Origin of the sequence: Humibacillus xanthopallidus, assembly GCF_006717145.1 — a bacterium.
Lineage (GTDB): Bacteria > Actinomycetota > Actinomycetes > Actinomycetales > Dermatophilaceae > Humibacillus > Humibacillus xanthopallidus.
Map to the genome: position 1 here is coordinate 632174 of NZ_VFQF01000001.1, position 24868 is coordinate 657041.

Genomic DNA, 24868 nt, shown 5'->3' on the forward strand with positions numbered 1-24868 from the left:
GGGCCCACCTCTCCTCGCTCGGTCGATGTATCCGAGCGGGCCCTGGCCCGCGGGGATACATCGAACCGGGGTGGGGTGGCTACCGAGGGTCGTTCTCGCTCACGCCGATCCGGATCTTGCCCTTGCTGGGGCAGTCGTCCTGGTGGGCGATGGCGTCCTTGCGGGCCTTGTCGCGGGCCCTGCGCGCCGGGCCGGTCCAGTCGCAGCTCTTGCAGTAGCCGAAGGCGAACGGTCCGTCGTCATGGGTGCCGTGCCGGTCGGACGGCTGGTCGACGGGCTGCAAGGTCGCGTGGTGCTTGACGCCCTCGCTGTCCTTGACGGTGAGGTCGTGCCCCTTGCGCTTGAAGAACCTCGGACCAGCGTGCTGCTTCGCCATGGGCCCATCGTCCCCTGCGCCGCCCCCGTCTCAGCGACCGGCTCGCCCGTTGGGACCCGGCCGGCCGGCTCGTCGCGCTCATGATCCTCCACCCCTCGATGCGCCGGGAGGAGGACCTTCGCCTCTGCCACCCGTCGGATCTGTGTCGTTAGCGTCCGAGACGAGGCGGGACGCACCATGCGTGCCACCCGGACCACGGGAGTGGAGGCGGACGTCGTGAGATCACAGGCGAGACGAATGCGGAGGCTCGGGATGCTTGCGGTGGCGGGGCTGCTCGCCACACTCGCGGTGCCGGTCAGTGCGAGCAGCGCCCCCGGGGTCGCCCGCGAGGCCTTCACCATGAGCGGGACGATGGCTGATGCCACGTGGTTCGCGCCCGAGAGTGCAGAGCCCGAGGTGGGAGCGCCACGGGTGCTCTACGTCCAGGGTGCTGACGCGAGCACGGTGCGCCGCGTTGCAGGGTCGAAGGCCGTGCGCGGTCCGCAGCCGGCCCTCCTCGCGATCGGTCTGACGATGCCGGCCGACGCGACCAGTGCGGAGCCCTACCCGGCCGAGCTGTGGTGTGAGGCCTCGGCCTTCGACTTCACTGTCGCCGACGACCTGTCAAGTGCCCAGCTCGAGATCCCGACCTGCGAGGCTCAGGTCGTCGTCTTCGACGAGAACACGGGCAAGGAGGGGCCCAACGGCGTGACCGTCACGATCACCGCAACGGCGGACTGGACCGCGACGGGTCCGCTCGAGCGGCAGAGGTCGCACTCCCGCTACAGCGTCGGCGGCTCCTGGACGATGGACATGGTGAGCACGGCCATGCGTCCGGCATCGACCGACATCACGGTGACCGGTCTGCCCGCCGGCACCTTCTCCGGCAGCACGGAGGAGGCGTCCATCCAGGACGTCAAGGTGGCGAACCTGGTCCGCTGGTGACCGAGAAGGTCACCCGGCCAGCTGTCGCGGTGCACCGTGAGCCCGGCCCCCTTGGGGACCGGGCCCGCCACCTGCTCGGGCTGGGTGGGCGACCGCGTGAGGCGCCGCTGGATCCGGAGGCATGGTCCGAGGTCGGCGTCGACGACGGCACCGCGCCGGGCGAGCTCCTCCACTGGCTCGTCGAGCGCTTCGGCGGGTCGTCCTTCGGCTCGAGCGCGTCGTACCGCGACCCCGACACCGGCCGCGACGTGCTCCTCGGTTGGGTCCTCGACGTGTCGGAGGTGACCGAGGCTCAGCAAGACCTCGACGGTGTCGTGCCGCGCGAGCTCGTCCCGTTCGAGAACGACGGAGCAGACAACTTCCTGCTCGTCCGGGTCGACGGCGAGGGCGCGGGCGCCGTCGTGCGGCGCCTGCACGATGCACCGCTTGATCGTCGGTTCGACGTGGTCGACGACTCCCTCGAGCACTTCCTGGCTGCTCTGCACCCAGGCGAGTGAGCCCGGCCCCCAAGGGGACCGGGCCCACGCACTGATGGTCAGAACGTCAGCGGAGAGACGTCACTGCACGGTGACCACCTGGCGCCGGTAGTTCTGCCCGTTGCCGTCGGGCCGGTAGCGCGACTCCGTGTTGCCGGCTATGTCGACGGAGAACCAGCGGACCTCGGTGCGGTCGGTCACGGTGACGGAGCCGGCTCCCTCTCGCAGACCCGCAGGAGCAAGCTTCGGTGAGGCGAGGGTTGGGCGGCTGCCGTCGAGCGTGTAGTAGACCGTCGCCGGCTCGCTCGTCGCGAAGGTGAACGAGGTGCTGCCGGGCTGCTGCTTCTCCACCGACAGGGTCGAGCTCGGCGGCTTCGAGTCGGTCTCGTGCGCGAGAGCCACCTCGAGGATGCCGATCTGACCGCCTGCGAACTCCATGGCCTCCTCGTGACCCTCGGCGAAGGGTGGCTGGAAGCCCACGGCCTCGAACCTCTTGGCGGTCGGGTTCCAGATGTCGGCGCCGACCTCGAAGTCCCAGCCGATGATGCCGTGGTTGTACCAGAGCTCGTCGGCGGAGTTGCCCGCTGCGGAGTAGAGGACGTCGGTCACGGGACCGGTCTGGCCGGGCCAGATCGCGGTGCCACGCCACTCCTTGACCGCCGAGAGGATGTGGTCGGACGCAGCCCAGAAGAACTCCTCGGTGCCGAGCTCGACCGGCGGCAGCAGCTCGCGGCCCGCGGCCTTGTAGGCACCCGGAGGCCACATGAAGTAGCCGCCGTAGGAGTGGGTGTTCATCGCGAACTTGATGTTGGGAAACTGCTTGACGAGCCACACCTCGTTGCGTGCCTCCGGCTCCGACAGCTCGGCCGGCCCGGCGAAGGTGCCCGAGAGGCAGTTGGTGGCCGACGCGCCGGTGAAGCCGTCGAAGACCGACCCGACCGAGAAGTTGCGGTTGATGTCGACCCCCCACGAGGTGCGCCGTGCGGGGTCGGAGTCGTTCGGCCCGCAGTGGTTCGTCATGTTCTTCCGCTGGCTCGCGAAGTCGTAGAAGCTGTAGTGCGCCCCGTCGGGGTTGATCGACGGCACGATGAAGATGTCGAGCTTGTCGACGAGCTTCCGCGTCGTCGGGTCCTTCTGGTAGTTGCGGAGCAGCCGCTCGGCCGTCTCGACGCACACGAGCGGGGTGACCCACTCGCGAGCGTGCTCCTGGCAGTAGAGGAAGACACCCGTGCGCGAGCCGTCCCGTGCCTTGCCGATGCGCAGTGCCTGCACCTGGAAGGGCTCACGCGAGACCGAGGCGGGCGCGTTGAGGTTGTCGCTGAGCCGCGTGCTCGCCGCAGCGGCCACGATGCCCGCACCGGCATTGCCGCGGTAGGTGCTCGCGCTGAGCACTGCCGAGCTCGCGGGTGACGCGTTGAGCGCCGCCACGACCTGGGCAGCGGTGGAGGTCACGGCGCCTGACGAGCTCGTCGCGAGCGTGACGGTGATCGCCGAGCCGGCGACGGCCACGCTGAGGGCACTGCTCGGGGTCCCGGGGTTGACGAGGGCGACGCTCAGGTCGTTGCCGCCCTCGTGGCCCCACGCCTTGGACGTGACGTAGAGCGTGCTCGCCGCGGCCGTGCCGAAGGTGGCCTGGGCCGCCCGACGGTAGCCGTTGGTCTTGTTCGGCAGGTCGACGAGCTGGGTCAGCGACGGGAACTCCTTCGCGAGGGACGCGAACCGGCCGTAGATCTCGGTCGGGTCCATGTAGTGGTCGACGAAGTCCGACACATAGTGCGGGCTCGGTGCCTTGCGTGGCGTGCCGAGCCACTCCGAGACATCCGTGGTGACGCTGCCGCCGACGGTGCTGGTGATGGTGACCTTCGAGGGTGCGGAGGTCACTGGGACCGGTGCGTTGAAGCGGTGGTACATGTACTGCCCGGCGTCGACGAAGCGCGACATCGTGGCACTTCCCCCAGAGCCCATCGCGGTGCCCGGGCCCGAATCCCATTGCACCGTCAGGATGTTCGTGGCCACCGGTGCATCGGTCTTCACCTCGACGGACAGGAAGCGCTGGTCGTCGGTCGAGGTGAACCACTCGGCCCGCAGCACCGTGAGCGAGTCGGCCGCAGCCAGGGCGCTCGCGTCGGCCGCGATCGTGGCGGACCGCTCGGCGCGGTTGCGGGCCACGTCGGAGGGGCTCGTGACGGCATCGCCGACGCGGTAGCCCATGGCGGTGATCGCCGTGGTGTCCGCGGCGTCCGCGACCACGTGGATCTCCACCCCGCCGTCGACGGGGCGGGTGTACTCCGCGACGTCGAAGCCGAGCGAGGTGAGACGGTCGACCGCGGCCCGGTCCGGCACGACGACCTTGACGAGCGAGACCCCGGGCGGCGAGCTGCTCACGCTGCCTCCCGGTGGACTCCCCGGCGGCTCGGCGCCGGCGGAGCTCGCAGCAAAGGCGGGCGCGAGCCCGATGACGAGGGCGCCCGTGGTGAGCAGCGCGACGAGGCGCGGGCGGCGGGGGACGGGTCGGCGACGAGACATGAACCACTCCTTCTGCAAAAGGACAGCACGTGGACCTGATCTTGGCCCCGTGCCGCCGCGGTGCGCTCCCCGCATTCCGTATGGACATGGTCTGGACTCGGCAAAGTCGTGCCGGCACCCGACCGATGTCGTGCCGCTCCTGTTCACCTTCCCGGGGTGATGACGCCCCCCGCGGGCTCCCGGTCGACTGGTGTCCATCAACGTCGGGAGACTCTCGCCCGTCGCGACCGTGGAAGACCCTTGAAGGGAGCGGGCCGTGGCCACCACCACGCCGGTGCGGACCGGGGCGGGCATCGTGCTCGCCCTGCTCGCCGCAGGACAGTTCGTGATGACGCTCGACAGCTCTGTCATGAACGTCTCGATGGCCGTCGTCGCCAGCGACCTCGGCACGACGATCAGCGGCATCCAGACCGCCATCACCCTCTACACGCTCGTCATGGCGACGATGATGATCACGGGCGGCAAGATCGGCTCGATCATCGGGCGACGCCGGGCGTTCGGCATCGGTCTCGTCATCTACGCGGCCGGCTCCCTCACCACGGCGCTCGCCCCGAACCTCGAGGTGCTCCTACTCGGCTGGTCGCTGCTCGAGGGGCTCGGTGCCTCGCTCATCATGCCGGCGATCGTGGCGCTCGTGGCGGCGAACTTCCCAGCGGAACGGCGCGCTGCGGCATACGGACTCATCGCGGCGGCCGGTGCGATGGCGGTGGCCGCAGGCCCGCTCATCGGCGGCGCCGTCACGACGTTCTTCTCCTGGCGCTACGTCTTCGCGGGCGAGGTCGTCATCGTCCTCGTCATCCTCGCCTTCCTCCGCAAGATGGCCGACGTCCCTCCCACACCCGCCAAGATCGACTACGTCGGGTCGCTGCTGTCGGTCGTCGGCCTCGGCGCCTTCGTCTACGGCGTCCTTCGCACGAGCGAGTGGGGCTGGGTCGTCCCGAAGCCGGGCGCGCCCTCGATCCTCGGGGCCTCGCCGTCGATCTGGCTCATGGTGCTCGGCCTGCTCGTCGTCTTCGCCTTCATGCGCTGGGAGAACCACCTCGTCCGCACCGGCAGGGAGCCCCTGCTGCGTCCGATGCTGCTGCGCAACCGGGGCCTCGTCGGCGGCCTCACGATGTTCTTCTCGCAGTACATCATCCAGGCCGGCGTCTTCTTCGCCGTGCCGCTCTTCCTCTCCGTCGTGCTCCAGCTCGACGCCCTCCAGACCGGGCTCCGCATCCTCCCGCTCTCCTTCGCGCTGCTGCTGGCGGCCGCGGGGGTGCCCAAGGCCTGGCCGCAGGCCAACCCGCGACGCGTCGTCCGGCTCGGCCTGCTGTCGATGCTCGCCGGCATCCTCGTGCTCGTCGGCGGCATGAACCCCGGAGCCAACGCCGCCGTGGTGGCCGTCCCCATGCTCCTCATCGGCCTGGGCCTCGGCGCGCTCGCCTCTCAGCTCGGCAGCGTCACGGTCTCGTCCGTCCCCGACTCCGAGGCCGCCGAGGTGGGCGGCCTGCAGAACACCGGCACCAACCTCGGTGCCTCGCTCGGAACGGCCCTCGTCGGCTCGGTCCTGCTGTCGACACTGACCGCCTCCGTCGTGAGTGGCATCCTCGCCAACCCGGACGTGCCGGCCCAGGTGAAGGAGCAGGCTGCCACCCCGATCGTCGGCGGCGTCCCGTTCATCTCGGACAAGCAGCTGAGCGACGCACTGACGACTGCCGGCGTCACCGGCACCGAGGCGCAGGCCATCATCGACGTCAACGCCGCCGCTCGCCTCGACGCCCTCAAGGAGGCATTCGGGGTGACCGCCCTGCTGACCGTGGGCGCCCTCTTCTTCACCGGACGCATCCCGCGTCGAGCCCCCGGCTCGGGCGACGACGAGGGGGACGGTGACGATGACGGTGACGAGGGGGTCGGCCGTGACAAGACTGCTGACTCTTCGTCCGGCACCGTGGACGGGTCGCGCGCGGTCTGACACCGTGAGGGTGGTGCAGCACCGACACGCAGAGTGGGGGAGAGAGCCGTGGAGCTGAGGGACGCACGCCACCGGACGGGCCTGTGGGTCGCCTCACGGCACCCGGCGGGCATCCTCTACGGCGTCATCATCACCGGCGCCGTGATCAGCGCGACCGCGGGCCACGAGACGTCAGCGAGGCGGATCGTCGCCACGACGCTCTTCGTCCTCGGTGTCTACTGGCTCGCCGACGTCTACGTCCGCGCCTTCGCCCACCAGTTCCGTGAGGGCCGCGACACGCTCACCCACCGCCTCGCGGCGGCCAGCCGCCACGAGTCGGGAGTCCTCCTCGGAGGTGTGCCGGCACTCGGCGCCTTCACCATCGCCACGGCCCTCGGGATGTCGCCCAACACGGCCGCCGACCTCGCCCTCTGGCTCACGGTTCTCGTGCTGGGCTCACTCGCCTACCTCGCGGCCCGGTATGCCGGCGCGCCCGTTCGCGAGTCGGCCATCGAGGCCGCTCTGGCCGGGATGCTCGGCATCCTCATGATCGTCTCGAAGTCGTTGTTGCACTGAGCTCCCGCAGCAACCGCCCCGACGACGGCGACGGCGCAGGAGCGAGTTCCGCAGACCCCGCGAGGGTCAGGGCATCGGCACCGGAACGTCGATGCCGCCCTCCGGCGTGACCCGGCCCCGCACCCGCACGATGCTCGGCATCGGCACGAAGCCTCCCGCGACGAGGGCCTCGCCCTGCCGGAACCTCGCGGCCTGGGCGAGCAGGCCACGCGGCACGAAGCCGAAGATCGAGCCGAGCTGGTCGAGGTCGTCGCGCGAGTTCATCCGCATGAGGGTGAGGTTGTCGCACTGCGACACGATGCCGGGGTGCACCTTCGAGGGGCGCTGCGTCGACAGGAGCAGCCAGAGGCCGTACTTCCGGCCCTCCGCCGCGATCTGGATGATCCGGTCACGCACGGCCACTCCGAGCGGCGTCTCGGGGTCGGGCGGGCAGAGGTTGTGCGCCTCGTCGATGACGAGCAGCAGCGGGCGACGCTCAGCCCGACGGGCCCACAGGTCGTCGAGGACGGCGAGGGTGATCGTCAGCTGCTCCTCGTTGCGGTCGTAGCCACCGAGGTCGAGCACGGTGGCGGCCGGGCGACGGGCGATGACGGAGGTCGCGCTCTCGGCGCCGTAGGCCCACGTCGTCTTCCACTCGAGCACCCCGAGGTTCTGGAGTCGCTGGGCGAGTGCCGTGGCGTCCGGGTCGCCGAGCGAGAGCAGGTGCCCGACGATGTCAGGCGTCTCGACGGCGTCGAGGTCCTCCATGAGGCCGAGCAGCGCGTTGTACTCGGCGCGGTCGACGACCGGGTCGAGGCGCAGCACCGCAGCGCGAGCCCGTGGTGTCATCTCCTTGAAGAGGACGTGCAGGGGCGACGCCTCGTCTCCCGGGCGCAGCACCACGACCTCCCGATCGGCCAGTGCCGCAACGGACTCCGCGTCCGCACCCGACATCGTCTCGCCGAGGCGCACGAAGTCGCTGTTGGGGTCGAAGACCACCATGGGCAGTCGGGTGGTGAGCAGGATCCGCTCGAGGAGCACACCCAAGGCATACGTCTTGCCTGAGCCGCTCTGACCGCACCAGAAGGTGTGGCGGTTGAGCCGCTTCGGGATGAGGGCGACGCCCACCTCGGTATGGTCGGCGAGCTGGCCGAGGTGCAGCTGCTCGTCCGGCGCCGACAGGAGGCGCTGCACGGCGGAGGCCTCGGTCGGCCGGACCGGTGTCTGCGACCACCTCGCCCGCCCGTCCGCATCGCTCGAGGTGTCGCCGACGAGCGAGCCCCCCGCCACGAAGCCCCCACCGGCGGGGTCGGTCGCGACCTCCTCGACGAAGGCGAGCGGTGCGTCCGCACCGTCGATCGCGAGGTACTCGCCGACGCGGGGGCACTCGCTCGCGGGCCCTCGCACGGTGAAGGACCTGCCGTCCGGGGACTCGAGGCGCAGCGCAGCAGGTGAGAGGTCGACGTCGTCGTTCGCAGCCATGCGACCACTATGGCGGTCCGGGTCCGCGACGGGGCCGGGATCCGGCAGTCAAAGGCGGGTGAGGGGCCGGTTTCATCCTGTTCGGATGACGGAAGGCAGACGGACCGGCGCGATGCTCGAGGAAAGAGCGAGGCGAGGACCTCGCGACACCGGCCCGCCTGGGAGGACGCCGTGCAGCCGAAGGACACCGCGCACACCGGCCAACGGGTCGGGCTCGTCATGGCGGCGGCCATGACACCTCCGACGCTCGCGCCCTCCCTGTCGAAGCGGACCTGGCAGGACCAGGGCATCATCACGGGACTCTCGACGGGCTCGCACTACCTGCTCACCCTCGCTGCACAGGACCTCATCGACGTCGCCGCGACGTTCGCGGCACGGTCCGCCCCCTTCCCTGCAGGCTGGTCGGAGTCGCAGCGCCGGTCCGTGGCCGCCCTGACCAGCGAGGTCGGCGGCATCCCCGTGGGGCTCGGCCTCGCGGCATACCTCGACCGCGGCGGGGTCTCCACCCCGGCGCGGGGGGCGGTGCGTCAGGCAGGGTGGCGGCTGGGCGCGACGGCTCTGTGCGGGAGCGTGCTGCTCGCTGCGACGGCCGGCGCCAAGGCCCTCGACCGAGCCGTCGGGGCGGACGGTCGGATCGCCTCGCTTCCGCTGTCGATCCCGGTCGGCCTGCTCACCGCCGCCGTCATCGAACGCGCGCGAGCCGTCGCGCCCGAGCCGACCACCGACGGCGCCGACCTCGCTGCCCGACCGACGGACGAGGTGCCGACGCTGCCGGGCCTGGGCGCCGGCGCGGCCGTCATCGCCGTGCTCTGGGGCGCGGGCTGGGTCGAGCGGTGGACCGCCGAGCAGGTGCGGCGGCTCGCGCCCGGACCGACCCCCGGAACCGGTCTGGTCTGGAGGCTCACGTCGCACGCGGCCTTCGCCGCTGTCGCCGGGGCTGGACTCAACGTCCTGTGGACGCGGGCCATGCAGAAGGTCGAGGCCGGCAGCACGACGGTGGACCCGTGGATGCAGGCGGCTCCCGGCGTGTGGACCCACCCGTTGATCAGTGGCGACCCCGCGAGCCTCGTCGCGTGGGACTCGCTCGGCCGCGAGGGCCGGCGGCACGCCGTCACCTACGTGCGCCCGGAGGCCGTCGTCGACCCGCCGCCCCTGCCGGACGGGCGGGTGCCGGAGGACCTGTCGATCCCGACCGTCATGGGGGAGCCGGCCCGGGCGCAACCGGTGCAGGTCTACGTCGGCCTCGACAGCGCGGAGAGCCCGGTCGAGCGGGTCGAGCTGGCGATCGCCGAGATGGACCGCACCGACGCCTGGTCGCGCTCGACGCTCATGCTCGTCTCGCCGACCGGCACCGGCTACGTCAACTACGTCGCGGTCGCGGCGGCGCAGTACCTCACGCGCGGTGACGTCGCGAGCGTCACCATGCAGTACTCCAAGCGGCCGTCGCCGCTCTCGCTGGGCAAGGTCCGGGCGGCGCGCGAGCAGAACCGGCTGCTCTGGCTGCGCATCCTCGAGCGGGTGCGCGGGATGCCGCCGGACCGTCGGCCCGAGGTCGTCCTCTTCGGTGAGTCGCTCGGAGCGCACACGAGCCAGGACGTCCTCCTCGGCTGGGGCACGCTGGGACCGCAGGCCCTCGGCATCGACCGCGCGCTCTGGATCGGCACACCGGCAGGCAGCAAGTGGATGCACGAGATCACCGGGCCGGCACGACCCGACGTCGACCCGGCCCTCATCGCCGTCGTGAACGACCACGAGCAGTTCGTCGCGCTCGGCGAGGAGGCGCGCGCCAAGGTGCGCTACGTGCTCCTCAGCCACGACAACGACGGGGTCACGCGCTTCGGCCTCGACCTGCTGAACCGCCGCCCCGACTGGCTGGGACCCGACCGCCCGCGTACCGAGCACGTGCCGGGACGCTCGCCACGCGGCATACCGGCGACGATGCGGTGGCGGCCGGTGACGACGTTCTTCCAGACGCTCGTCGACATGAAGAACGCGCAGGTCGCGGGGTCCTACGCCCCGTGGGGCCACGACTACCGGGCCGACCTGCCGGAGTTCGTGCGCGACGTCTACGGCCTCGAGTGCACCGACGAGCAGATGGCGCGCGTGCGCGACGCCGTGCGGCGCCGGGAGGAGTTCCGCGAGGGCGCCTTCGACTGAGAGGTCTCCCAGAAACCACTGAGAATCAGAGGGCACCATGATCCGGTGCAGACTCTCTCGATCCTGGTGACCGACTACGGCATCTACCTCATCGCGCTCGTGGCGGCGATCGTCTGGCTGGTTGCCGACCGCCCCACGAAGGTGTCGATGGCGGTGGCCGGCGCCATCACCCTCGCCGTGGTCGGGATCCTCCTGGTCGTCAGTGGTGCAGCGTGGTTCGACCCGCGGCCCTTCGTCGTCGACGGCCAGGCACCGCTCGTGCCGCACGGCGCCGACAACGGCTTCCCGTCCGACCACACGACGATGGCGGCGGCGATCGCCGGCGTCGTGTTCGCCTTCCGGCGTCGGATCGGTGTGGCGTTGCTGCTCGGGGCAGCCCTCGTCGGAGTCTCTCGCGTGACCGTGCACGTTCACCACGTGCCCGACGTCCTCGGCGGTTTCGTGCTCGGTCTCCTCGCCGCAGCGGTGGGCGTGTGGCTCGGCCGCATCGTCGTCGCGCGCTACGAGGCCTGGCGCGCGGAGCGCTCGCGACCGGGCGAGCTACTGCACCCGCTGGACGCGACCATCGCAGACGCCCGCCGACCCTGAGGCCTCCCCAGCCGAGGTATGCCGTGGCGCCCGGTCTCGGTGGTCGTCACGGCCCGCTGTGGTGGCGTCGCGGGCGGTGTCGGCGGGGGCACGCCGGACGGCATACCGCGACGGCTGCGCCGGGTCCTAGAGTGTGGCGCGTGGGACGACGACGGACCGGGTCGCCCCGTCTGAGGGGGCAGCACGGAGGTCGGCCCCGATGAGCCAGTGGCGCGAGGACACACGCACCCGAGTGCGTGCCCTCGGCACTGCGGTGCGCCAGCCGGGACCCGAGCGCGACGCGCTCATGCTGCTCGTCAAGGCCGCACTCGCAACGGTTCTCGCCTGGCAGTTCGCGGTGCGGGTGCTGCACAGTCCGGTGCCCTTCTATGCCCCGATGGCGGCGCTGCTCGTCGTCGACCGCACGATGGTGCGGTCGATCTCGGCGAGCGCCCAGCGCATCGCGGCCGTCGTGCTCGGCCTCGGCGTCGCCTGGGTGGCCGCGACGTTCGTCGGCGTCAACGTGTGGACGATGTTCGTCGTCATCCTCGTCGCCCTCGTCATCGGTCGCTGGTCGCGGCTCGGTGACCACGGCATCCAGGTGCCGGCGATGGTGCTGCTCTCGCTCATCACGGCCGGTGGCGTCGACGAGGAGTTCACCTCGCTCACCATCGTCGAGACGATCGCCGGAGGAGTCATCGGCGTCGCGGTCAACGCGCTCGTCTTCGCGCCGCTGCACCTGACCAAGCCTCGCCAGCGGGTGGCGGCCCTCACGGACCAGGTGCGCGACCTGCTCCTCGAGCTGGCCGACGGGCTGCGCCGCGGCTTCGACGCGGAGACGGCGCGGGGGTGGTACCGCCGGGGCGGCGACATCGCCGACCGCACCCGCTACATCGTCGACGACATCCGGACGGGTCGCGAGAGCACGCGCTTCAACCCGCGCGAGGGCATCCGGCCGGCCGACGTGCACTGGGAGGGCTACGAGCGCACGGTCAAGACGCTGCGCCACGTGCTCTGGCAGGTGACCGGCATCGGGCGCACCCTCGTCGACGCCACCGACGAGCGCCACCCTGCTCCGTCGCCCGACTTCCTGTCGCGGTTCGCTGACGCGCTCGGCTCGCTCGCGGAGGCGGTGCAGCAGCTGGGCCTGCACGACGAGGACGCGACCGCGGCTTTCGACCGCAGCATCGAGCACGCCCGCGACGTGCTGACCGAGCTGCGCGAGGAGGTGCGCGTGACCCCGCTCGAGGACCCCGAGCAGTGGCCCGTCTACGGCTCGCTCATCAGCGATGCGACGCGCGCGGTCCACGACCTGGAATCGGCGCGCGACGAGGCGTCGCGTCCGACCGAGACCGACCCCCTGAGGGTCACCCCCCAGACCGGTCTGTGGGCGCGGATGACCCGTCGTGGCGCGGCAGCGCCCGAGGGCTGACTTGACGTGGAGTGCACTCGAAGGCGCAGGCTGGGCCGATGACGACCATAGCCCCCACCGCGGGACTGTCGATCGCGGAGGCCGCCGAGCGCACGGGCCTCACGACGCACACCCTGCGCTACTACGAGCGCGACGGCCTCATGCTGCACGGGGTCGGCCGCTCGAGCTCGGGCCACCGGGTCTACACCGACGTCGACCTCGCGTGGATCACGATGCTGACGCGCCTGCGGGCGACGGGCATGCCCATCCGCGAGGTGCGGTCGTATGCCGTCCTGTGCCGTGAGGGTGACGGCAACGAGTCCGAGCGGCTGGCCCTCCTCCAGGCCCATCGGGCCCGGGTGCTCGCGCAGCTCGCCGAGGTCACCGAGCACCTCGGGGCCATCGACAACAAGATCGGCATCTACCAGTCCCGTCTCGAGACCGCGGGGGTCTGAAGCCTGCAGCTCGTCACGGCCCGACTCGTGGCTTGACGGGTGCTTGACGGGTGCTTGACGGGTGGCTTGAGGGGTGACGTCACGGGTGGCTTGACGTGGAGTGCGCTCGAAGGTCTTGACTCGACACCATGACCACCAACGACACCTCCACCCCATTCCCGTCGACACCCCGACGCACTCTGGGCACCGCCTCACCGCTCACCGTCTCGGCCCTGGGGCTCGGCTGCATGGGCATGTCGGAGTTCTACGGCACCGGCCAGGAGGCCGACGGCATCGCGACCATCCAGCGCGCCCTCGACCTCGGCGTCAGCTTCCTCGACACGGCCGACATGTACGGTCCGTTCACGAACGAGCGCCTCGTCGGCAAGGCCGTCGCGGGCCGCCGGGACAAGGTCGTGCTCGCCACGAAGTTCGGCAACGAGCGGGCCGAGGACGGCACGCGGCTCGGCATCAACGGGCGCCCCGACTACGTGCGCGCCGCTGCCGAGGCCTCCCTCCAGCGCCTCGGCGTCGACCACATCGACCTCTACTACCAGCACCGCGTCGACAAGACGGTGCCGATCGAGGAGACCGTCGGCGCGATGGCCGAGCTCGTGACGGCGGGCAAGGTGCGTCACCTCGGCCTTTCGGAGGCGTCGGTCGACACCATCCGCCGGGCGCACGCCGTGCACCCCATCACGGCGCTGCAGACCGAGTACTCCCTCTTCACCCGCCACGTCGAGGACGAGATCCTGCCGACCCTGCGCGAGCTCGGCATCGGGCTCGTGCCCTACTCGCCGCTCGGCCGCGGCATCCTCACCGGGGCGATCACCTCGGCGGACGACCTCGAGGCGGGCGACTCCCGCCGCACGCCCTACTTCCCGCGGTTCCAGGGCGAGGCCCTCGAGGCCAACCTCGCGCTCGTCGGCAAGATCCGCGAGATCGCGGCTGCCCACAGCGTGACCCCGGGCCAGCTCGCCCTCGCCTGGGTGCTTGCGCAGGGCGACGACGTCGTGCCGATCCCGGGCACCAAGCGGGTGCGCTACCTCGAGGAGAACGTCGGAGCGCTGGGCGTCGACCTCACCGCCGACGACCTCGCTGCCATCGAGTCGGCCGTGCCGCGCGACGCGGTCGTGGGGGAGCGCTACGGCGACCTCTCCTCGATCGACGCCTGACGACGTCAGGTCCGATCAGGGGATCGCCGCGCAGACGCTGACGGGTGGCAGGACCACCCGTCAGCGTCTCACCACGTCGCGCAGGTTGACGAGCAGGACGACGACGGCGGCCGAGAGGAGCACCCAGGAGGTGACGACCTGCCAGTTCTCGGCGACGTCGACGAGCAGGGTCAAGAGAACGGTCAGAGCGACGAGGCGCAGCAGGTAGGAGCCGAGGTAGCCGCGGGCGAAGGCCTCGACGCCGAGTACGAAGGTGATGACGAGCACGGTCGCGACCGGCCGGTCCGTCATGTCCGGCGCGACGAGGCCGGAGAGCAGGTAGAGGACGATCGGCGTGCTGACGACCGACCAGAACCCGAGCACCCGGTCGCGGGTGCGATCACTGCTGGTGATCGGGGTGCGACGGTGCGACAGGTGGGCGTGGGGCGAGGCGACCGGAAGCCCGTCGCGTGCGGCGCGCTCGAGGCGCCCCCGCTCGTCGCGCAGGTGCACGGCCTGCATGCGCAGCGTGCTGAGGGTCAGCTCGTCGGGGGCGAGGGCGCGAACGGCGGGGCTGTCCGGGCCCAGCCCCGCGGATCTCGAGGTCAGTGTGTGGTGCAGCTGTGTGGCCTCGGTCTCGAGGCCCAACACCTGGGTGTCGATGTCGTCGATGCGCTCCGCGAGGAGCCGTGCCTCGGCGCCGGGGCCCGGCGCCACCTTCGCGAGGCCCGCCCATCCGACGGGGTCACCCCACGAGGCCCGCACCGTGGCGTCCCGCTCGTAGCGGGGACCCGCCGGGCCCCGCTCGCCGCCCAGCCGGTCCTGGGTGTCGTGGCCCCAGAGGCCGCGGTAGTCGCGCACCCACGGCGTGTCCTCGCCGATGACGACGGGGTTCCAGGCCTGCTCCTGCTGCGGCCCGATCGCCGATCCGTCGCCGCGGGCGTAGTCGACGTAGGGGATGCCGAGCCCTTCGCTCTGAGCCGCGCGCACCCAAGGCGCGAAGATCTTGGCGATGCGCCGGACTGCCGGCACGACGCCTCCGAGCGACGGCGGAGCGATGGTGATGAGGTAGTCGCCGGGCAGGTAGGCGCCGGAGTGGGATCCGGCGCCGGCGAAGACGACGGGGTGACGTCCGTCGACGATCGACAGGTCGGGGTCGTCCCACCGGCGGCGGAGGTCGTCGCCGACCTCGTCGTGGGCCGAGAAGACGACCCAGCGTGCCGGCGGCAGCCCGTCGGCGTCGATCGCGCCCGTGCCGTCGAGGTAGATCGTCACCTGCTCCCAGTCGGCCTCGTGCTCGTTGACTCCCGAGAAACCGGAGCGCCAGTTGTTGAAGGAGTAGAAGAACCAGTACTGGCACACGATCCAGTCGTCGCTGCGCACGACGCGGCCGTAGTACGTCGGGCGGTCGGGTGACAGGCGCTCGCGCTGCACGGCATACGCCGTCGCGGCACTGCCGCCGGGCACCGAGCCGCGCAGCAGCAGGGAGGCGCGGCTCACGGTGTCGATGGTGCGCCCGAGCAGGCCCACCTGAGCCAGCCGGCTGCCGGGCCGGAAGCTCGGCCTCCGGCCCGGGAGCAGACGCCGCACGCGGCCCCACCACGAGTCCGGCTCGGTGAGGCCGCTGAGCGACAACCCCGGACCGTCGTGGGCGGCGCCTCGACGGGCGAGCTCGTCGAGGGTGAGGGACCCCGGCACGGCGAGCACCTCGCTCGTGCCGGCCTCGTTGCCGACGAGGGACGCACCGGCGACGTAGGCGTCGACGGCGACCGGCACGAAGTACTCGCCCTGGGTCAGGCGCAGCACCGGCTCGTGGGCACGCAGCAGCGCCAGGTCGTCTGCGAGCCCAGCCGCCTCCGTCACGCAGTGCCACCTCGTCGTCCTCGCGCCGGCCCCCGACAGGCCCACGCCGCTGACGCGAGTGTGCCACTGGTCCGCGTCGCCACGTGGACCTTTGACCGCCAGCAGGTATGCCGCGTCGCGCGGTGCGCGTGATTAGGTGGGGTCATGCGCGTGACTCACCTCGGACATGCCTGCCTGCTCGTTGAGTCGGCTGACCGCCGGATCCTCATCGACCCCGGCAACTTCTCCGCAGGCTTCGACCAGCTGACGGGTCTCGACGCCATCATCGTCACCCACAACCACCCCGACCACTTCGACCCCGAGCGCGCCCCGCAGCTCGTGCGGGCCAACCCCGGCACGCCGGTGCACACCGACCCGCTGACCGCCGAGGCACTCCGCGCCGAGGGTCTGGCCGCCCTGCCCACGAAGCAGGGGGAACCGTTCGCCGTCGGCGACGTGACGGTGGAGCCCGTCGGCGAGCTGCACGCCTTCAACCACGCCGCGATGCCGCGCATCCCCAACATCGGGGTCGTCCTGCGCGCCGACGGCGAGCCCACGCTCTTCCACCCCGGTGACGCCTACGACGCCGACCCGGGGCCGGTCGACGTGCTCGCGCACCCGCTCAACGCCCCCTGGGCCGCGAGCCGTGACTCCATCGCGTTCGTCGCCCGCATCGCGCCCAAGGTCTTCGTCCCGATCCACGACGCGCTGCTCTCGACGGCCGGTCGGCGGATGTACTCCGGCCACATCGTGCAGTTCTCGGGCGTCGACGGGCTCGACTACGTTGACCTGCGTGACGACGAGTCCGCGACCTTCTGAGCGTGACCGACCCATGACAGACCTCGGGGGAGTGTCGTTGAACGATCCTGGTGTTCTCGCGAACCTACCTGCGCCGCAAGGTGTTCCGACCGAGGGGCCAGCCATCGCCATGCGGGCCCTCGGCAAGCGCTTCGGTGACCTCATCGCCGTCAAGGGCATCGACCTCGACGTGCCCCGCGGGTCGTTCTTCGGTCTCGTCGGGCCCAACGGAGCCGGCAAGACGACGACGCTCTCCATGGTCACGGGCCTGCTGCGGCCCGACAGCGGACAGGCCTTCGTGCTGGGCCACGACGTCTGGGCCGACCCCGTCGCGGCGAAGCGACTGCTCGGGGTGCTTCCCGACGGGCTCAAGCTCTTCGACCGGCTGACCGGTCTCCAGCTCATCACGTATGCCGGCCTCCTCCGCGGCATGCCACGCGACCTCGCGACGTCGCGGGCGACCGAGCTCATCGCCGCGCTCGGTCTCTCCGAGGCCCAGGGCAAGCTCGTCGTCGACTACTCGGCCGGCATGACGAAGAAGACGACGCTGGCCTGCGCGCTCGTGCACGCCCCGCGGGTGCTCGTGCTCGACGAGCCGTTCGAGGCCGTCGACCCGGTCTCGGCCGCCACGATCCGACGCATCCTCGAGGACTACGTGGCAGCCGGAGGCACGGTCGTGCTCTCGAGCCACGTCATGGATCTCGTGCAGCGACTGTGCAGCCACGTCGCCGTCATCGCCGACGGGCAGGTGCTGGCCGTCGGGCAGACCGACGACGTGCGCAGCGGCCGCTCCCTCGAGGAGCGCTTCGTCGAGCTGGTCGGGGGCAGCGTCGAGGTGGAGGGCCTGTCGTGGTTGCGCACCTCCTCCGACTGAAGCTCCTCCTTCTCCGAAACCTCTTCCGGCGCAGCCGGGCCCAGACGATCGGCCTCATCGCCGGCATCGTCTACTTCTCCTTCGCGGTGGTCGGGGTGGCCGTTCTGCTGGGGTCGTTGCGCACCTCGCTCGACGACGCTCGCATCGTCATCCCGCTCGTCGGGGCCGGCACGATCGTGCTCTGGACGATCGTGCCGCTCTTCACCTTCGGCTCGGACCCGACGCTCGACCCTGCGCGGTTCGCGACCTTCGCCGTGCCGACCCGTGACCTCGCCATCGGTCTTGCGCTCTCGGCCCTCATCGGCCTGCCGGCGATCGCGACGTGCGTCGTCATGGCCGGTGTCTTCGTCGCGTGGACGATGACGCCGGGGTCCGCGGTCGTCGGGCTCATGTGTGTCGTCATCGGGGTCCTGACCGCCGTGACGACGAGCCGCTGGGTCTCGGCGCGCGCGACCGGCGCTCTGCAGTCACGGCGCGGCCGTGACGGGCTGGCCATCGCGGGGCTGCTGCTGCTCCTCGTCGCGGGTCCGCTCGTGGCCTTCATCGGCAGCTCCGGCTCCGATGCGAAGTCCACCGCCGCGCTGCTGTCCGACGTCATCGGGTGGACCCCCCTCGGCTGGGTGTGGGCCGCGCCCACCGACATCGCCGCCGGCAACGTCGTGATCGGCCTTCTACGTCTGCTGCTCGGCGCGCTGACGCTCTACGTCGTCGGGCGGCTGTGGGCCCGGGCCGTGGCCGACCAGGTGGAGAACCCCCGCGCCGTCGCGCGCTCCGACGCCGGTGTCGCCGCCGACGGCGACCTCGGCCTCCTGGCCCGCACGGCCGACACCCCGGGTGGAGCGGTGGCGGGCCGGGTGCTCACCTACTACCGGCGCGACCCCCGCTTCCAGGTCGCGCTCATCACGACCCCGCTCGTGCCGCTGCTGCTCCTCGTGCCCTTCACCGTCGGCGACGTGCTCTGGGCGCCCCTGCTCATGGGCCCCCTCGTCGCCTTCCTGCTCGGCTTCGGCGAGCACAACGCGGTGGCCTACGACTCCGACGCGGTCTGGCTCCACCTCGTCACGGCCACCCCGGGCGTGGCCGACCGTCGGGGGCGCCTCATCTCCTCAGCGCTGCTCGCGCTCCTGCTCGTGCCGGCATACACGCTCGTCGGTGCGGGGCTCGGCCAGCGCCTCGACCTCGTCGGTGGGCTGCTCGGCCTGTCGGTGGCGCTGCTCGGGGCCGGCTACGGCCTCTCGAGCGTCATGAACGTCGTGCTGCCCTACCCCGTGCCCGAGTCGGGGGAGAGCCCCTTCGCCTCACCCCCCGGCGCGGCCGGCGCCACCCTGCTCGCCCAGACCGTCGCGAGCATCGGCACGACCGTCGTCGCGGCTCCGGTGCTGGTGCTCGCGTGGCTCGGCTGGCAGGGGCAGGTGTGGGCGGTGTGGGCCACCGCAGTGCTCGGGATGGCGCTGGGGGTCGGAGCGGCGCTCGTCGGCATCTGCATCGGCGCCCGCCTCTTCGAACGACGCGGGCCCGAGCTGCTCGCCGCTCTGCGACGCACCTGACCGACGCGGTGGTGTCAGTCCCTGCCCTTGCCCTCGGCGCGGTCGACCGCGAGGTGCGCGGCGCCGATGATGCCGGCCTGGTTGCGCAGGAGGGCGGGCACGATCGGGCAGCGCAGCCGTAGCTGCGGCAGGAACTTCTCGCTGTCCTTGGAGATGCCGCCGCCGACGACGATGAGGTCCGGCGAGAAGAGCTTCTCGATGGTGTCGTAGTAGACCTGCAGCCGCTCGACGTACTCGCTCCACGACAGGCCCTCGGCGTCCTTGACGGACGAGGCGGCGCGGTCCTCGGCGTCGTAACCGTCGATCTCGAGGTGCCCGAGCTCGGAGTTGGGCACGAGCACGCCGTCGTGGATGATGGCCGTGCCGATGCCGGTGCCGAGCGTCGTGAGGATGACGAGGCCCTGCACACCCTTGGCGGCGCCGTAGTGCAGCTCGGCGATGCCGGCCGCATCTGCGTCGTTGAGCACCGTGACGTCGCGGCCGGTGTGCTCCTTGATGAGCGCCTCCGCGTCGGTGCCCCGCCAGGAGGGGTCGATGTTGGCGGCCGACAGCACGGTGCCGCGGATGACCACGGCCGGCACGGTCACGCCGATGGGGGAGCCACCGGTCTGCTCGGCGAAGTGGTCGACGATCTGGTCGACGACCTCGGCCACGGCGTCGGGTGTCGCCGGCTTCGGCGTGAGGATCTTGAGGCGGGCCTCGGCGAGGTCGCCGACCTCGAGGTCGACGGGCGCACCCTTGATGCCGCTGCCGCCGATGTCGATGCCGAGTGGCTTGCCCTTCTTGCCCATGAGCTGCAACTTCCTTGTCGAGGTGTGGGTGCGCTGAGACCGCCGGCGACCGGCGTCTCGGGGTGTGGCGACAGGAGCCTACGGCAGCGTGAGGATCTCGTTGCCGGTGTCCGTCACGAGGATGGTGTGCTCGAACTGCGCCGAGCGCCGGCCGTCGCGGGTGACGACGGTCCAGCCGTCGTCCCACATCTGCCACTCGTGAGTGCCGAGGTTGAGCATCGGCTCGATCGTGAAGGTCATGCCGGCCTGGATGACGGTGCCGTAGTTCGGCGCGGCGTCGTAGTGCGGCACGATGAGGCCGGAGTGGAACTCCGTGCCGATGCCGTGGCCGGTGAAGTCGCGCACGACGCCGTAGCCGAAGCGCTTCGCGTAGCTCTCGATGACCCGGCCGATGACGTTGATCTGGCGACCCGGACGGGCCGCGCGGATGCCGCGCATCATCGCCTCGTGGGTGCGCTCGACGAGCAGCCGCGACTCCTCGTCGACATCGCCGACGAGGTAGGTCGCGTCGGTGTCTCCGTGGACCCCGCCGACGAATGCCGTGACGTCGATGTTGACGATGTCGCCGTCCTCGAGCGCCCGGCCGTCGGGGATGCCGTGACAGATGACCTCGTTGACGCTCGTGCAGACCGACTTCGGGAATCCCTTGTAGCCCAAGGGAGACGGGTAGGCGCCGTGGTCGAGCATGAACTCGTGGGCCACCGCGTCGAGCTCGTCGGTCGTCACACCGGGGGCGATGCGCTCCGCAGCGGCGGCCATCGCCTGCGCGGCGATCCGTCCGGCGACGCGCATCAGCTCGACCGTCTCGGCGTCCTTGATGCGAGCGTCGCCGTCCTCGCGCGGGTTGGGCACGTCGACATAGTGCGGCCGGGCGATCGAGGAGGGCACGGACCGGCGCGGGCTGAGTGGGTGCGGAGACACCGGGGCGTGGAGCAACGGCATACGGTGGAGTCTAGGTCGTCGCGACCGCGCCCCGGCGCAGCGAGCCCACGACCCGGACCCGTCAGGACGTCAGCGCAGATGTGAGGAGTCGCAGTGAGCTTCTGGTACAACGTCGACACCGGCCAGGTGGAGACCGACGACAACCGCAGCCGTGGCGAGCAGGTGCTCGGCCCCTACGCCACCGAGGCGGAGGCGAGAGCGGCGCTCGACACCGCCCACAAGAAGACGGAGGCGTGGGACGCCGCAGACCGCGCCTGGCGTGACGGATCCGCCCGCGACGAGGACGAGCTGGACGACTGACGGCCTACCCCGACCGGCCGGGCGCTACGACTCGAACGAGTGCTCGGCCGCGGGGAAGGCACCCGACTCGACGTCGGCGGCATACGCCTGCGCGGCGTCGATGAGCGTGGTGCGCAGGTCGGCGTACTTCTTGACGAAGCGGGGAGACTTGCCGCTGCGCAGCCCGGCGAAGTCGCTCCAGACGAGCACCTGCGCGTCGGTGCCCGCCCCGGCACCGATGCCGATGGTCGGGATCGAGAGCGTCTCGGTGACGCGGGCGGCGACGGGTGCGGGCACCATCTCGAGGACGACCGAGAAGGCGCCGGCGTCCTGCACGGCACGGGCTTCGGCGATGAGCTCGTCGGCGGCGTCGCCCCGGCCCTGCACGCGGTAGCCGCCGAGCTGGTGCTCGCTCTGCGGCGTGAAGCCCAGGTGCGCCATGACGGGGATGCCGGCGTCGGTGAGGGCCCGGATGAGCGGCACCATCGGGCTGCCGCCCTCCAGCTTGACCGCCTGGGCGAGCCCCTCCTTCATGAGGCGCACGGCGCTGGCGAAACCCTGCTCGACGGAGGCGCCGTAGGAGCCGAAGGGGAGGTCCGCGACGACGAGCGCGCGGTGCGCAGCGGAGGAGACGGCACGCACGAGCGGCACCATCTCGTCGAGCGTCACCGGCACCGTCGTCTCGTAGCCGTAGACGTTGTTGCCCGCGGAGTCACCGACGAGCAGCACCGGGATGCCGGCCTCGTCGAAGATCTGGGCGGCATACATGTCGTAGGCCGTGAGCATCGCCCACTTCCGGCCCTCGGCCTTCATGGCCTGAAGATGGGGGATGCGCACCCGCCGGGGGAGTGGCACGGTGCCGGCGTCGCTCGCCGAGGCGCCCTCCGAGGCCGGACGGTCACCGGGCGGCCGGCTCGCGGATCCGTAGGGGTTGGGCTCTTCGGGTGCCTGAGCGCTCATGGAGCCGATGCTAGCGGTGGCCCCCCTCCGTGCCGCTCCAGTGGTTCGGCGGAGCGGGAAAGAGCCCTACCCGTGGATTGCGGGCTCAGACGCGACGGCTGCAAGAATTTACCCCGTCTTTAAGGTTCTTCGGCCGAAAAGGCTTGTGTCACAAGTTTTTACATCGCATTCACACGCAATCCTCATTTTGTCGTGCATCTGTGCTGTCATACCTGAGGCGCCGATCGGCGCCGGATTCATCAGGAGGACAGATCTTGAACAAGCGTCACTGTAGCGCTGTGTCCGGGCTGGCCGTGGGGGCGCTCGTCGTCACCGGCCTCACCGCCCCGATGCAGGCTCAGGCAACGCCGGCGGCACCGGCCCCGGTCAGCGGAGACCCCGCTGCCGCGCAGGCCTCGCGCCCCGACAACCTGCCCAACCCCCTGGCCGATGCGCAGGCCGCCAAGACCAAGGATGCCGTCACCAAGCTCATCAAGGGCGAGGCGACGACGAAGACGATCAACGGCAACCGCGTCATCGAGGTCAAGACGACCGCCAAGAACGGCAAGGCGGGCAAGTCGAAGTACGTCAACTACCCCGTGAACCGTGAGGAGGACATCTTCACGATCCTCACCGACTTCGGCACGCAGACGATGCCGACCCAGGGCGGCACGCCCGGACCGGTGCACAACCAGATCGCGCAGCCCGACCGCGTCTGGGACGGCAGCAAGACCGACGACAACTCGACGTACTGGGTCAAGGACTTCAACCGCGACCACTACCTCGACATGATGTTCGGCCCGGGAGAGTCGTTCCGCGACTTCTACCAGAAGCAGAGCAACGGCCGTTTCCTCGCCAAGGGCGACGTCTCCAACTGGGTGACCGTGCCCTACAACGAGGCGCGCTACGGCCACAACCCGGCGACCGACGACGAGGGCAATCCCACCGACGGCACGAGCGAGTCCGACGGCTACTGGAGCTACATCCAGGACACTGCCACGGCCTGGTACACGTCCCAGAAGGCCGCGGGCAAGAGCGACGCCGACATCAAGGCCTACCTCGCACAGTTCGACAAGGTCGACCGCTACGACTACGACGGCGACGGCAACTTCAACGAGCCCGACGGCTACATCGACCACTTCCAGGCGATCCACGCCGGTGAGGGCGAGGAGGCCGGTGGCGGCAACGAAGGCGAGGACGCCATCTGGTCGCACCGCTGGTACGCCTACTCCACCGACGCCGGCAAGACCGGCCCGTCGAACAACAAGCTCGGTGGCGTGCAGCTCGGCGACTCCGGCATGTGGATCGGTGACTACACGACCGAGCCCGAGAACGGCGGCCTCGGCGTGTTCGCGCACGAGTTCGGTCACGACCTCGGCCTGCCCGACCTGTACGACACCGCCGGCGGCGACAACAGCACCGCCTTCTGGACGCTCATGAGCGGCGGCTCGTGGCTCAACCACGGCACCGACTCGATCGGCTCGACGCCCGGCTACATGGGCGCGTGGGAGAAGCTGCAGCTCGGCTGGCTCGACTACAAGGTCGTGCCCCACGGCACCGACATGACGGTCAAGCTGAGCCAGGCCGACAAGGCCACGAAGAGCGGGTCCGTCCAGGCTCTCGTCGTCCCGCTGCCGGAGCGCACCGTGACCGCCAAGCGCAACACCCCGCACGCGGGCACGGGCGAGTGGTGGAGCGGCTTCGGCGACAACCTCAACTCGACGCTGGGTCGCACCGTCGACCTCACCGGCGCCAAGACGTCGGCCTCGGTCGACGCCTGGGTGCAGGGCAACCTCGAGAAGGGCTACGACTTCCTCTACGGCGAGGTCTCGACCGACAACGGCGCGAGCTGGACTCAGGTCGGGACGCCGGTCAGCGGCAAGTTCGACTGGGCGCAGACCTCGTGGGACCTCTCGGCCTTCGCCGGCAAGTCGGTGCAGTTCCGCTTCCGCGTTGCCACGGACGGTGGTGTCTCGAGCGAGGCCTTCATCGACGACGTGTCGGTCAAGACCGACGGTGTCGCCGGTGCGGTCGACGGTGTCGAGAGTGGCGCCGGGTCTTGGGCGGCCAAGGGATTCTCGATCATCAACGGGACGACGACCAAGCAGGTCCAGGACGTCTACTACGCCGAGAACCGCGTCTACAGCGGCTATGACGCGACCCTCAAGACGGGTCCGTACAACTTCGGCTTCAGCGACCGGCCCGACTGGGTGGAGCGCTTCCCGTACCAGAACGGTCTGCTCGTCTGGTTCAGCAACGGTGAGTACACGAACAACAACACCAAGGCTCACCCTGGAGGCGGCCTCGTCCTGCCGGTCGACGCACGCCCCGCGCCGATCATGCTGAACAACGCCGACGGCACGCAGACGATGCTGGGCAACCGCCGCCAGCCGTTCGACGCCACCTTCGGCCAGGAGGCCACCGACGCGGTGACCTTCCACCGCAAGGGCGTCGCGACCAAGGTCGCGTCGTCGCCGGCGATCCCGACGTTCGACGACTCGGTCCAGGACCGCTACTGGTCCGCCGCAAACCCGTGGGCGTCCACCAAGGTGGCCGGCTCGGGCACGCGGATGGCGGTCACGAAGACGGCCGACGGCGGCAACGAGCTGCAGGTCAAGGTCACGTTCAAGTGACCTGACGGTCGACTGGACGAGAGGGCTCCCGAGATCATCTCGGGGGCCCTCTCGCGTCCGGCGCGTCGAACCCGATGGGCTCGACCAAGGTCGCCCGCGCAGGTGTCCGGATGACCGTCACCTCGACGTCGAACCACGCCGAGAACATGAAGGTCCGGGTCGTCAACCCGGCGCCGTGACACGGCGGATCGCCTGACCCCAGCAGTGCAACGAACGGCCCCCGGGACC

At 70.9% G+C, this 24868-nt stretch carries 21 protein-coding genes; 14 read left to right on the plus strand and 7 right to left on the minus strand.

The window, feature by feature from the left end; all coding sequences use genetic code 11:
- Positions 1 to 79 precede the first annotated feature (79 nt).
- A complete protein-coding gene (locus tag FHX52_RS02860; RefSeq protein ID WP_221630453.1) occupies positions 80 to 376 on the minus strand; it encodes a hypothetical protein in 297 nt (98 codons plus the stop codon).
- Between the two features lie 252 nt (positions 377 to 628).
- Between FHX52_RS02860 and FHX52_RS02865 the strand changes: the two genes are divergently transcribed.
- Both FHX52_RS02865 and FHX52_RS02870 read left to right on the plus strand, forming a co-directional pair.
- A complete protein-coding gene (locus FHX52_RS02865; RefSeq protein ID WP_141819734.1) occupies positions 629 to 1300 on the plus strand; it encodes a hypothetical protein in 672 nt (223 codons plus the stop codon).
- Positions 1297 to 1797 carry an SMI1/KNR4 family protein gene (locus tag FHX52_RS02870; protein WP_141819736.1) on the plus strand — a complete coding sequence of 167 codons (501 nt, stop codon included), beginning with the start codon at positions 1297 to 1299 and terminating at the stop codon, positions 1795 to 1797. Before FHX52_RS02865 ends, FHX52_RS02870 begins: the two co-directional genes overlap by 4 nt.
- A gap of 60 nt (positions 1798 to 1857) precedes the next feature.
- Here FHX52_RS02870 and FHX52_RS02875 read toward each other — a convergent pair whose 3' ends face one another.
- A complete protein-coding gene (locus tag FHX52_RS02875) occupies positions 1858 to 4302 on the minus strand; it encodes a M14 family metallopeptidase (protein WP_141819738.1) in 2445 nt (814 codons plus the stop codon).
- Positions 4303 to 4558: 256 nt separating this feature from the next.
- Between FHX52_RS02875 and FHX52_RS02880 the strand changes: the two genes are divergently transcribed.
- The gene (locus FHX52_RS02880; RefSeq protein ID WP_141819740.1) at positions 4559 to 6256 is read left to right on the plus strand and encodes an MFS transporter; all 1698 of its coding nucleotides are present in this window, start codon (positions 4559 to 4561) and stop codon (positions 6254 to 6256) included.
- A 48-nt stretch (positions 6257 to 6304) separates the two neighbouring features.
- A complete protein-coding gene (locus FHX52_RS02885) occupies positions 6305 to 6811 on the plus strand; it encodes a hypothetical protein (RefSeq protein ID WP_141819742.1) in 507 nt (168 codons plus the stop codon).
- 66 nt (positions 6812 to 6877) lie between these two features.
- On the opposite strand, the gene FHX52_RS02890 is transcribed toward FHX52_RS02885, so the two are convergent.
- On the minus strand, positions 6878 to 8272 hold the full coding sequence (locus FHX52_RS02890) for an ATP-binding protein (protein WP_141819744.1): 1395 nt from the start codon (positions 8270 to 8272) through the stop codon (positions 6878 to 6880).
- A gap of 171 nt (positions 8273 to 8443) precedes the next feature.
- Here FHX52_RS02890 and FHX52_RS02895 point away from each other — a divergent pair, with 171 nt between their 5' ends.
- The 5 genes from FHX52_RS02895 (at position 8444) to FHX52_RS02915 (ending at position 14016) form a co-directional block, all read left to right on the plus strand.
- A complete protein-coding gene (locus FHX52_RS02895) occupies positions 8444 to 10429 on the plus strand; it encodes an alpha/beta-hydrolase family protein (protein ID WP_185747055.1) in 1986 nt (661 codons plus the stop codon).
- A 45-nt stretch (positions 10430 to 10474) separates the two neighbouring features.
- Entirely contained in the window at positions 10475 to 11017 is a 543-nt protein-coding gene (locus FHX52_RS02900) for a phosphatase PAP2 family protein (RefSeq protein ID WP_141819748.1), read from the plus strand.
- 199 nt (positions 11018 to 11216) lie between these two features.
- The gene (locus FHX52_RS02905) at positions 11217 to 12428 is read left to right on the plus strand and encodes an FUSC family protein (RefSeq protein WP_141819750.1); all 1212 of its coding nucleotides are present in this window, start codon (positions 11217 to 11219) and stop codon (positions 12426 to 12428) included.
- 38 nt (positions 12429 to 12466) lie between these two features.
- On the plus strand, positions 12467 to 12862 hold the full coding sequence (locus tag FHX52_RS02910; protein WP_141819752.1) for a MerR family transcriptional regulator: 396 nt from the start codon (positions 12467 to 12469) through the stop codon (positions 12860 to 12862).
- A 128-nt stretch (positions 12863 to 12990) separates the two neighbouring features.
- The gene (locus tag FHX52_RS02915) at positions 12991 to 14016 is read left to right on the plus strand and encodes an aldo/keto reductase (RefSeq protein ID WP_141819754.1); all 1026 of its coding nucleotides are present in this window, start codon (positions 12991 to 12993) and stop codon (positions 14014 to 14016) included.
- A gap of 60 nt (positions 14017 to 14076) precedes the next feature.
- Here the strand turns inward: FHX52_RS02915 and FHX52_RS02920 are convergent, their stop codons facing one another.
- On the minus strand, positions 14077 to 15858 hold the full coding sequence (locus FHX52_RS02920; protein ID WP_141819756.1) for a hypothetical protein: 1782 nt from the start codon (positions 15856 to 15858) through the stop codon (positions 14077 to 14079).
- 144 nt (positions 15859 to 16002) lie between these two features.
- Between FHX52_RS02920 and FHX52_RS02925 the strand changes: the two genes are divergently transcribed.
- The 3 genes from FHX52_RS02925 to FHX52_RS02935 are packed head-to-tail and all read left to right on the plus strand — an operon-like array spanning position 16003 to position 19056.
- Entirely contained in the window at positions 16003 to 16656 is a 654-nt protein-coding gene (locus FHX52_RS02925; RefSeq protein ID WP_141819758.1) for an MBL fold metallo-hydrolase, read from the plus strand.
- A 13-nt stretch (positions 16657 to 16669) separates the two neighbouring features.
- Positions 16670 to 17509 (plus strand): ABC transporter ATP-binding protein, encoded by an 840-nt coding sequence (locus FHX52_RS02930; protein WP_141819759.1) that lies wholly within the window; start codon positions 16670 to 16672, stop codon positions 17507 to 17509.
- Positions 17485 to 19056 (plus strand): hypothetical protein, encoded by a 1572-nt coding sequence (locus FHX52_RS02935; protein ID WP_141819761.1) that lies wholly within the window; start codon positions 17485 to 17487, stop codon positions 19054 to 19056. The genes FHX52_RS02930 and FHX52_RS02935 overlap by 25 nt, the downstream gene beginning before the upstream one ends.
- Positions 19057 to 19070: 14 nt before the next feature.
- Here the strand turns inward: FHX52_RS02935 and ppgK are convergent, their stop codons facing one another.
- Both ppgK and map read right to left on the minus strand, forming a co-directional pair.
- Positions 19071 to 19847: a polyphosphate--glucose phosphotransferase gene (gene ppgK, locus FHX52_RS02940; RefSeq protein WP_141819763.1), complete on the minus strand. Its 777-nt coding sequence runs from the start codon at positions 19845 to 19847 to the stop codon at positions 19071 to 19073.
- A gap of 78 nt (positions 19848 to 19925) precedes the next feature.
- The gene (map, locus tag FHX52_RS02945) at positions 19926 to 20789 is read right to left on the minus strand and encodes a type I methionyl aminopeptidase (protein ID WP_141819765.1); all 864 of its coding nucleotides are present in this window, start codon (positions 20787 to 20789) and stop codon (positions 19926 to 19928) included.
- Positions 20790 to 20882: 93 nt separating this feature from the next.
- On the opposite strand from map, the gene FHX52_RS02950 reads away from it, so the two are divergent.
- On the plus strand, positions 20883 to 21089 hold the full coding sequence (locus tag FHX52_RS02950; RefSeq protein ID WP_141819767.1) for a methionine aminopeptidase: 207 nt from the start codon (positions 20883 to 20885) through the stop codon (positions 21087 to 21089).
- Between the two features lie 24 nt (positions 21090 to 21113).
- Here FHX52_RS02950 and panB read toward each other — a convergent pair whose 3' ends face one another.
- Positions 21114 to 22028, minus strand: a complete 915-nt coding sequence (gene panB, locus FHX52_RS02955) for a 3-methyl-2-oxobutanoate hydroxymethyltransferase (protein WP_141819768.1) — start codon at positions 22026 to 22028, stop codon at positions 21114 to 21116.
- Between the two features lie 278 nt (positions 22029 to 22306).
- Between panB and FHX52_RS02960 the strand changes: the two genes are divergently transcribed.
- Positions 22307 to 24640 carry an immune inhibitor A domain-containing protein gene (locus tag FHX52_RS02960; protein WP_246069585.1) on the plus strand — a complete coding sequence of 778 codons (2334 nt, stop codon included), beginning with the start codon at positions 22307 to 22309 and terminating at the stop codon, positions 24638 to 24640.
- The last annotated feature ends 228 nt before the right edge of the window (positions 24641 to 24868 follow it).

Coding starts and splice junctions, on each gene's coding strand:
- FHX52_RS02915 (WP_141819754.1), top strand. CDS start 12,991: ATGACCACCAACGACACCTCCACCCCATTCCCGTCGACACCCCGACGC.
- FHX52_RS02930 (WP_141819759.1), top strand. CDS start 16,670: ATGACAGACCTCGGGGGAGTGTCGTTGAACGATCCTGGTGTTCTCGCG.
- FHX52_RS02865 (WP_141819734.1), top strand. CDS start 629: ATGCTTGCGGTGGCGGGGCTGCTCGCCACACTCGCGGTGCCGGTCAGT.
- panB (WP_141819768.1), bottom strand. CDS start 22,028: ATGAGCGCTCAGGCACCCGAAGAGCCCAACCCCTACGGATCCGCGAGC.
- FHX52_RS02925 (WP_141819758.1), top strand. CDS start 16,003: ATGCGCGTGACTCACCTCGGACATGCCTGCCTGCTCGTTGAGTCGGCT.
- map (WP_141819765.1), bottom strand. CDS start 20,789: ATGCCGTTGCTCCACGCCCCGGTGTCTCCGCACCCACTCAGCCCGCGC.
- FHX52_RS02875 (WP_141819738.1), bottom strand. CDS start 4,302: ATGTCTCGTCGCCGACCCGTCCCCCGCCGCCCGCGCCTCGTCGCGCTG.
- FHX52_RS02890 (WP_141819744.1), bottom strand. CDS start 8,272: ATGGCTGCGAACGACGACGTCGACCTCTCACCTGCTGCGCTGCGCCTC.
- FHX52_RS02905 (WP_141819750.1), top strand. CDS start 11,217: ATGAGCCAGTGGCGCGAGGACACACGCACCCGAGTGCGTGCCCTCGGC.
- FHX52_RS02910 (WP_141819752.1), top strand. CDS start 12,467: ATGACGACCATAGCCCCCACCGCGGGACTGTCGATCGCGGAGGCCGCC.
- FHX52_RS02860 (WP_221630453.1), bottom strand. CDS start 376: ATGGCGAAGCAGCACGCTGGTCCGAGGTTCTTCAAGCGCAAGGGGCAC.
- ppgK (WP_141819763.1), bottom strand. CDS start 19,847: ATGGGCAAGAAGGGCAAGCCACTCGGCATCGACATCGGCGGCAGCGGC.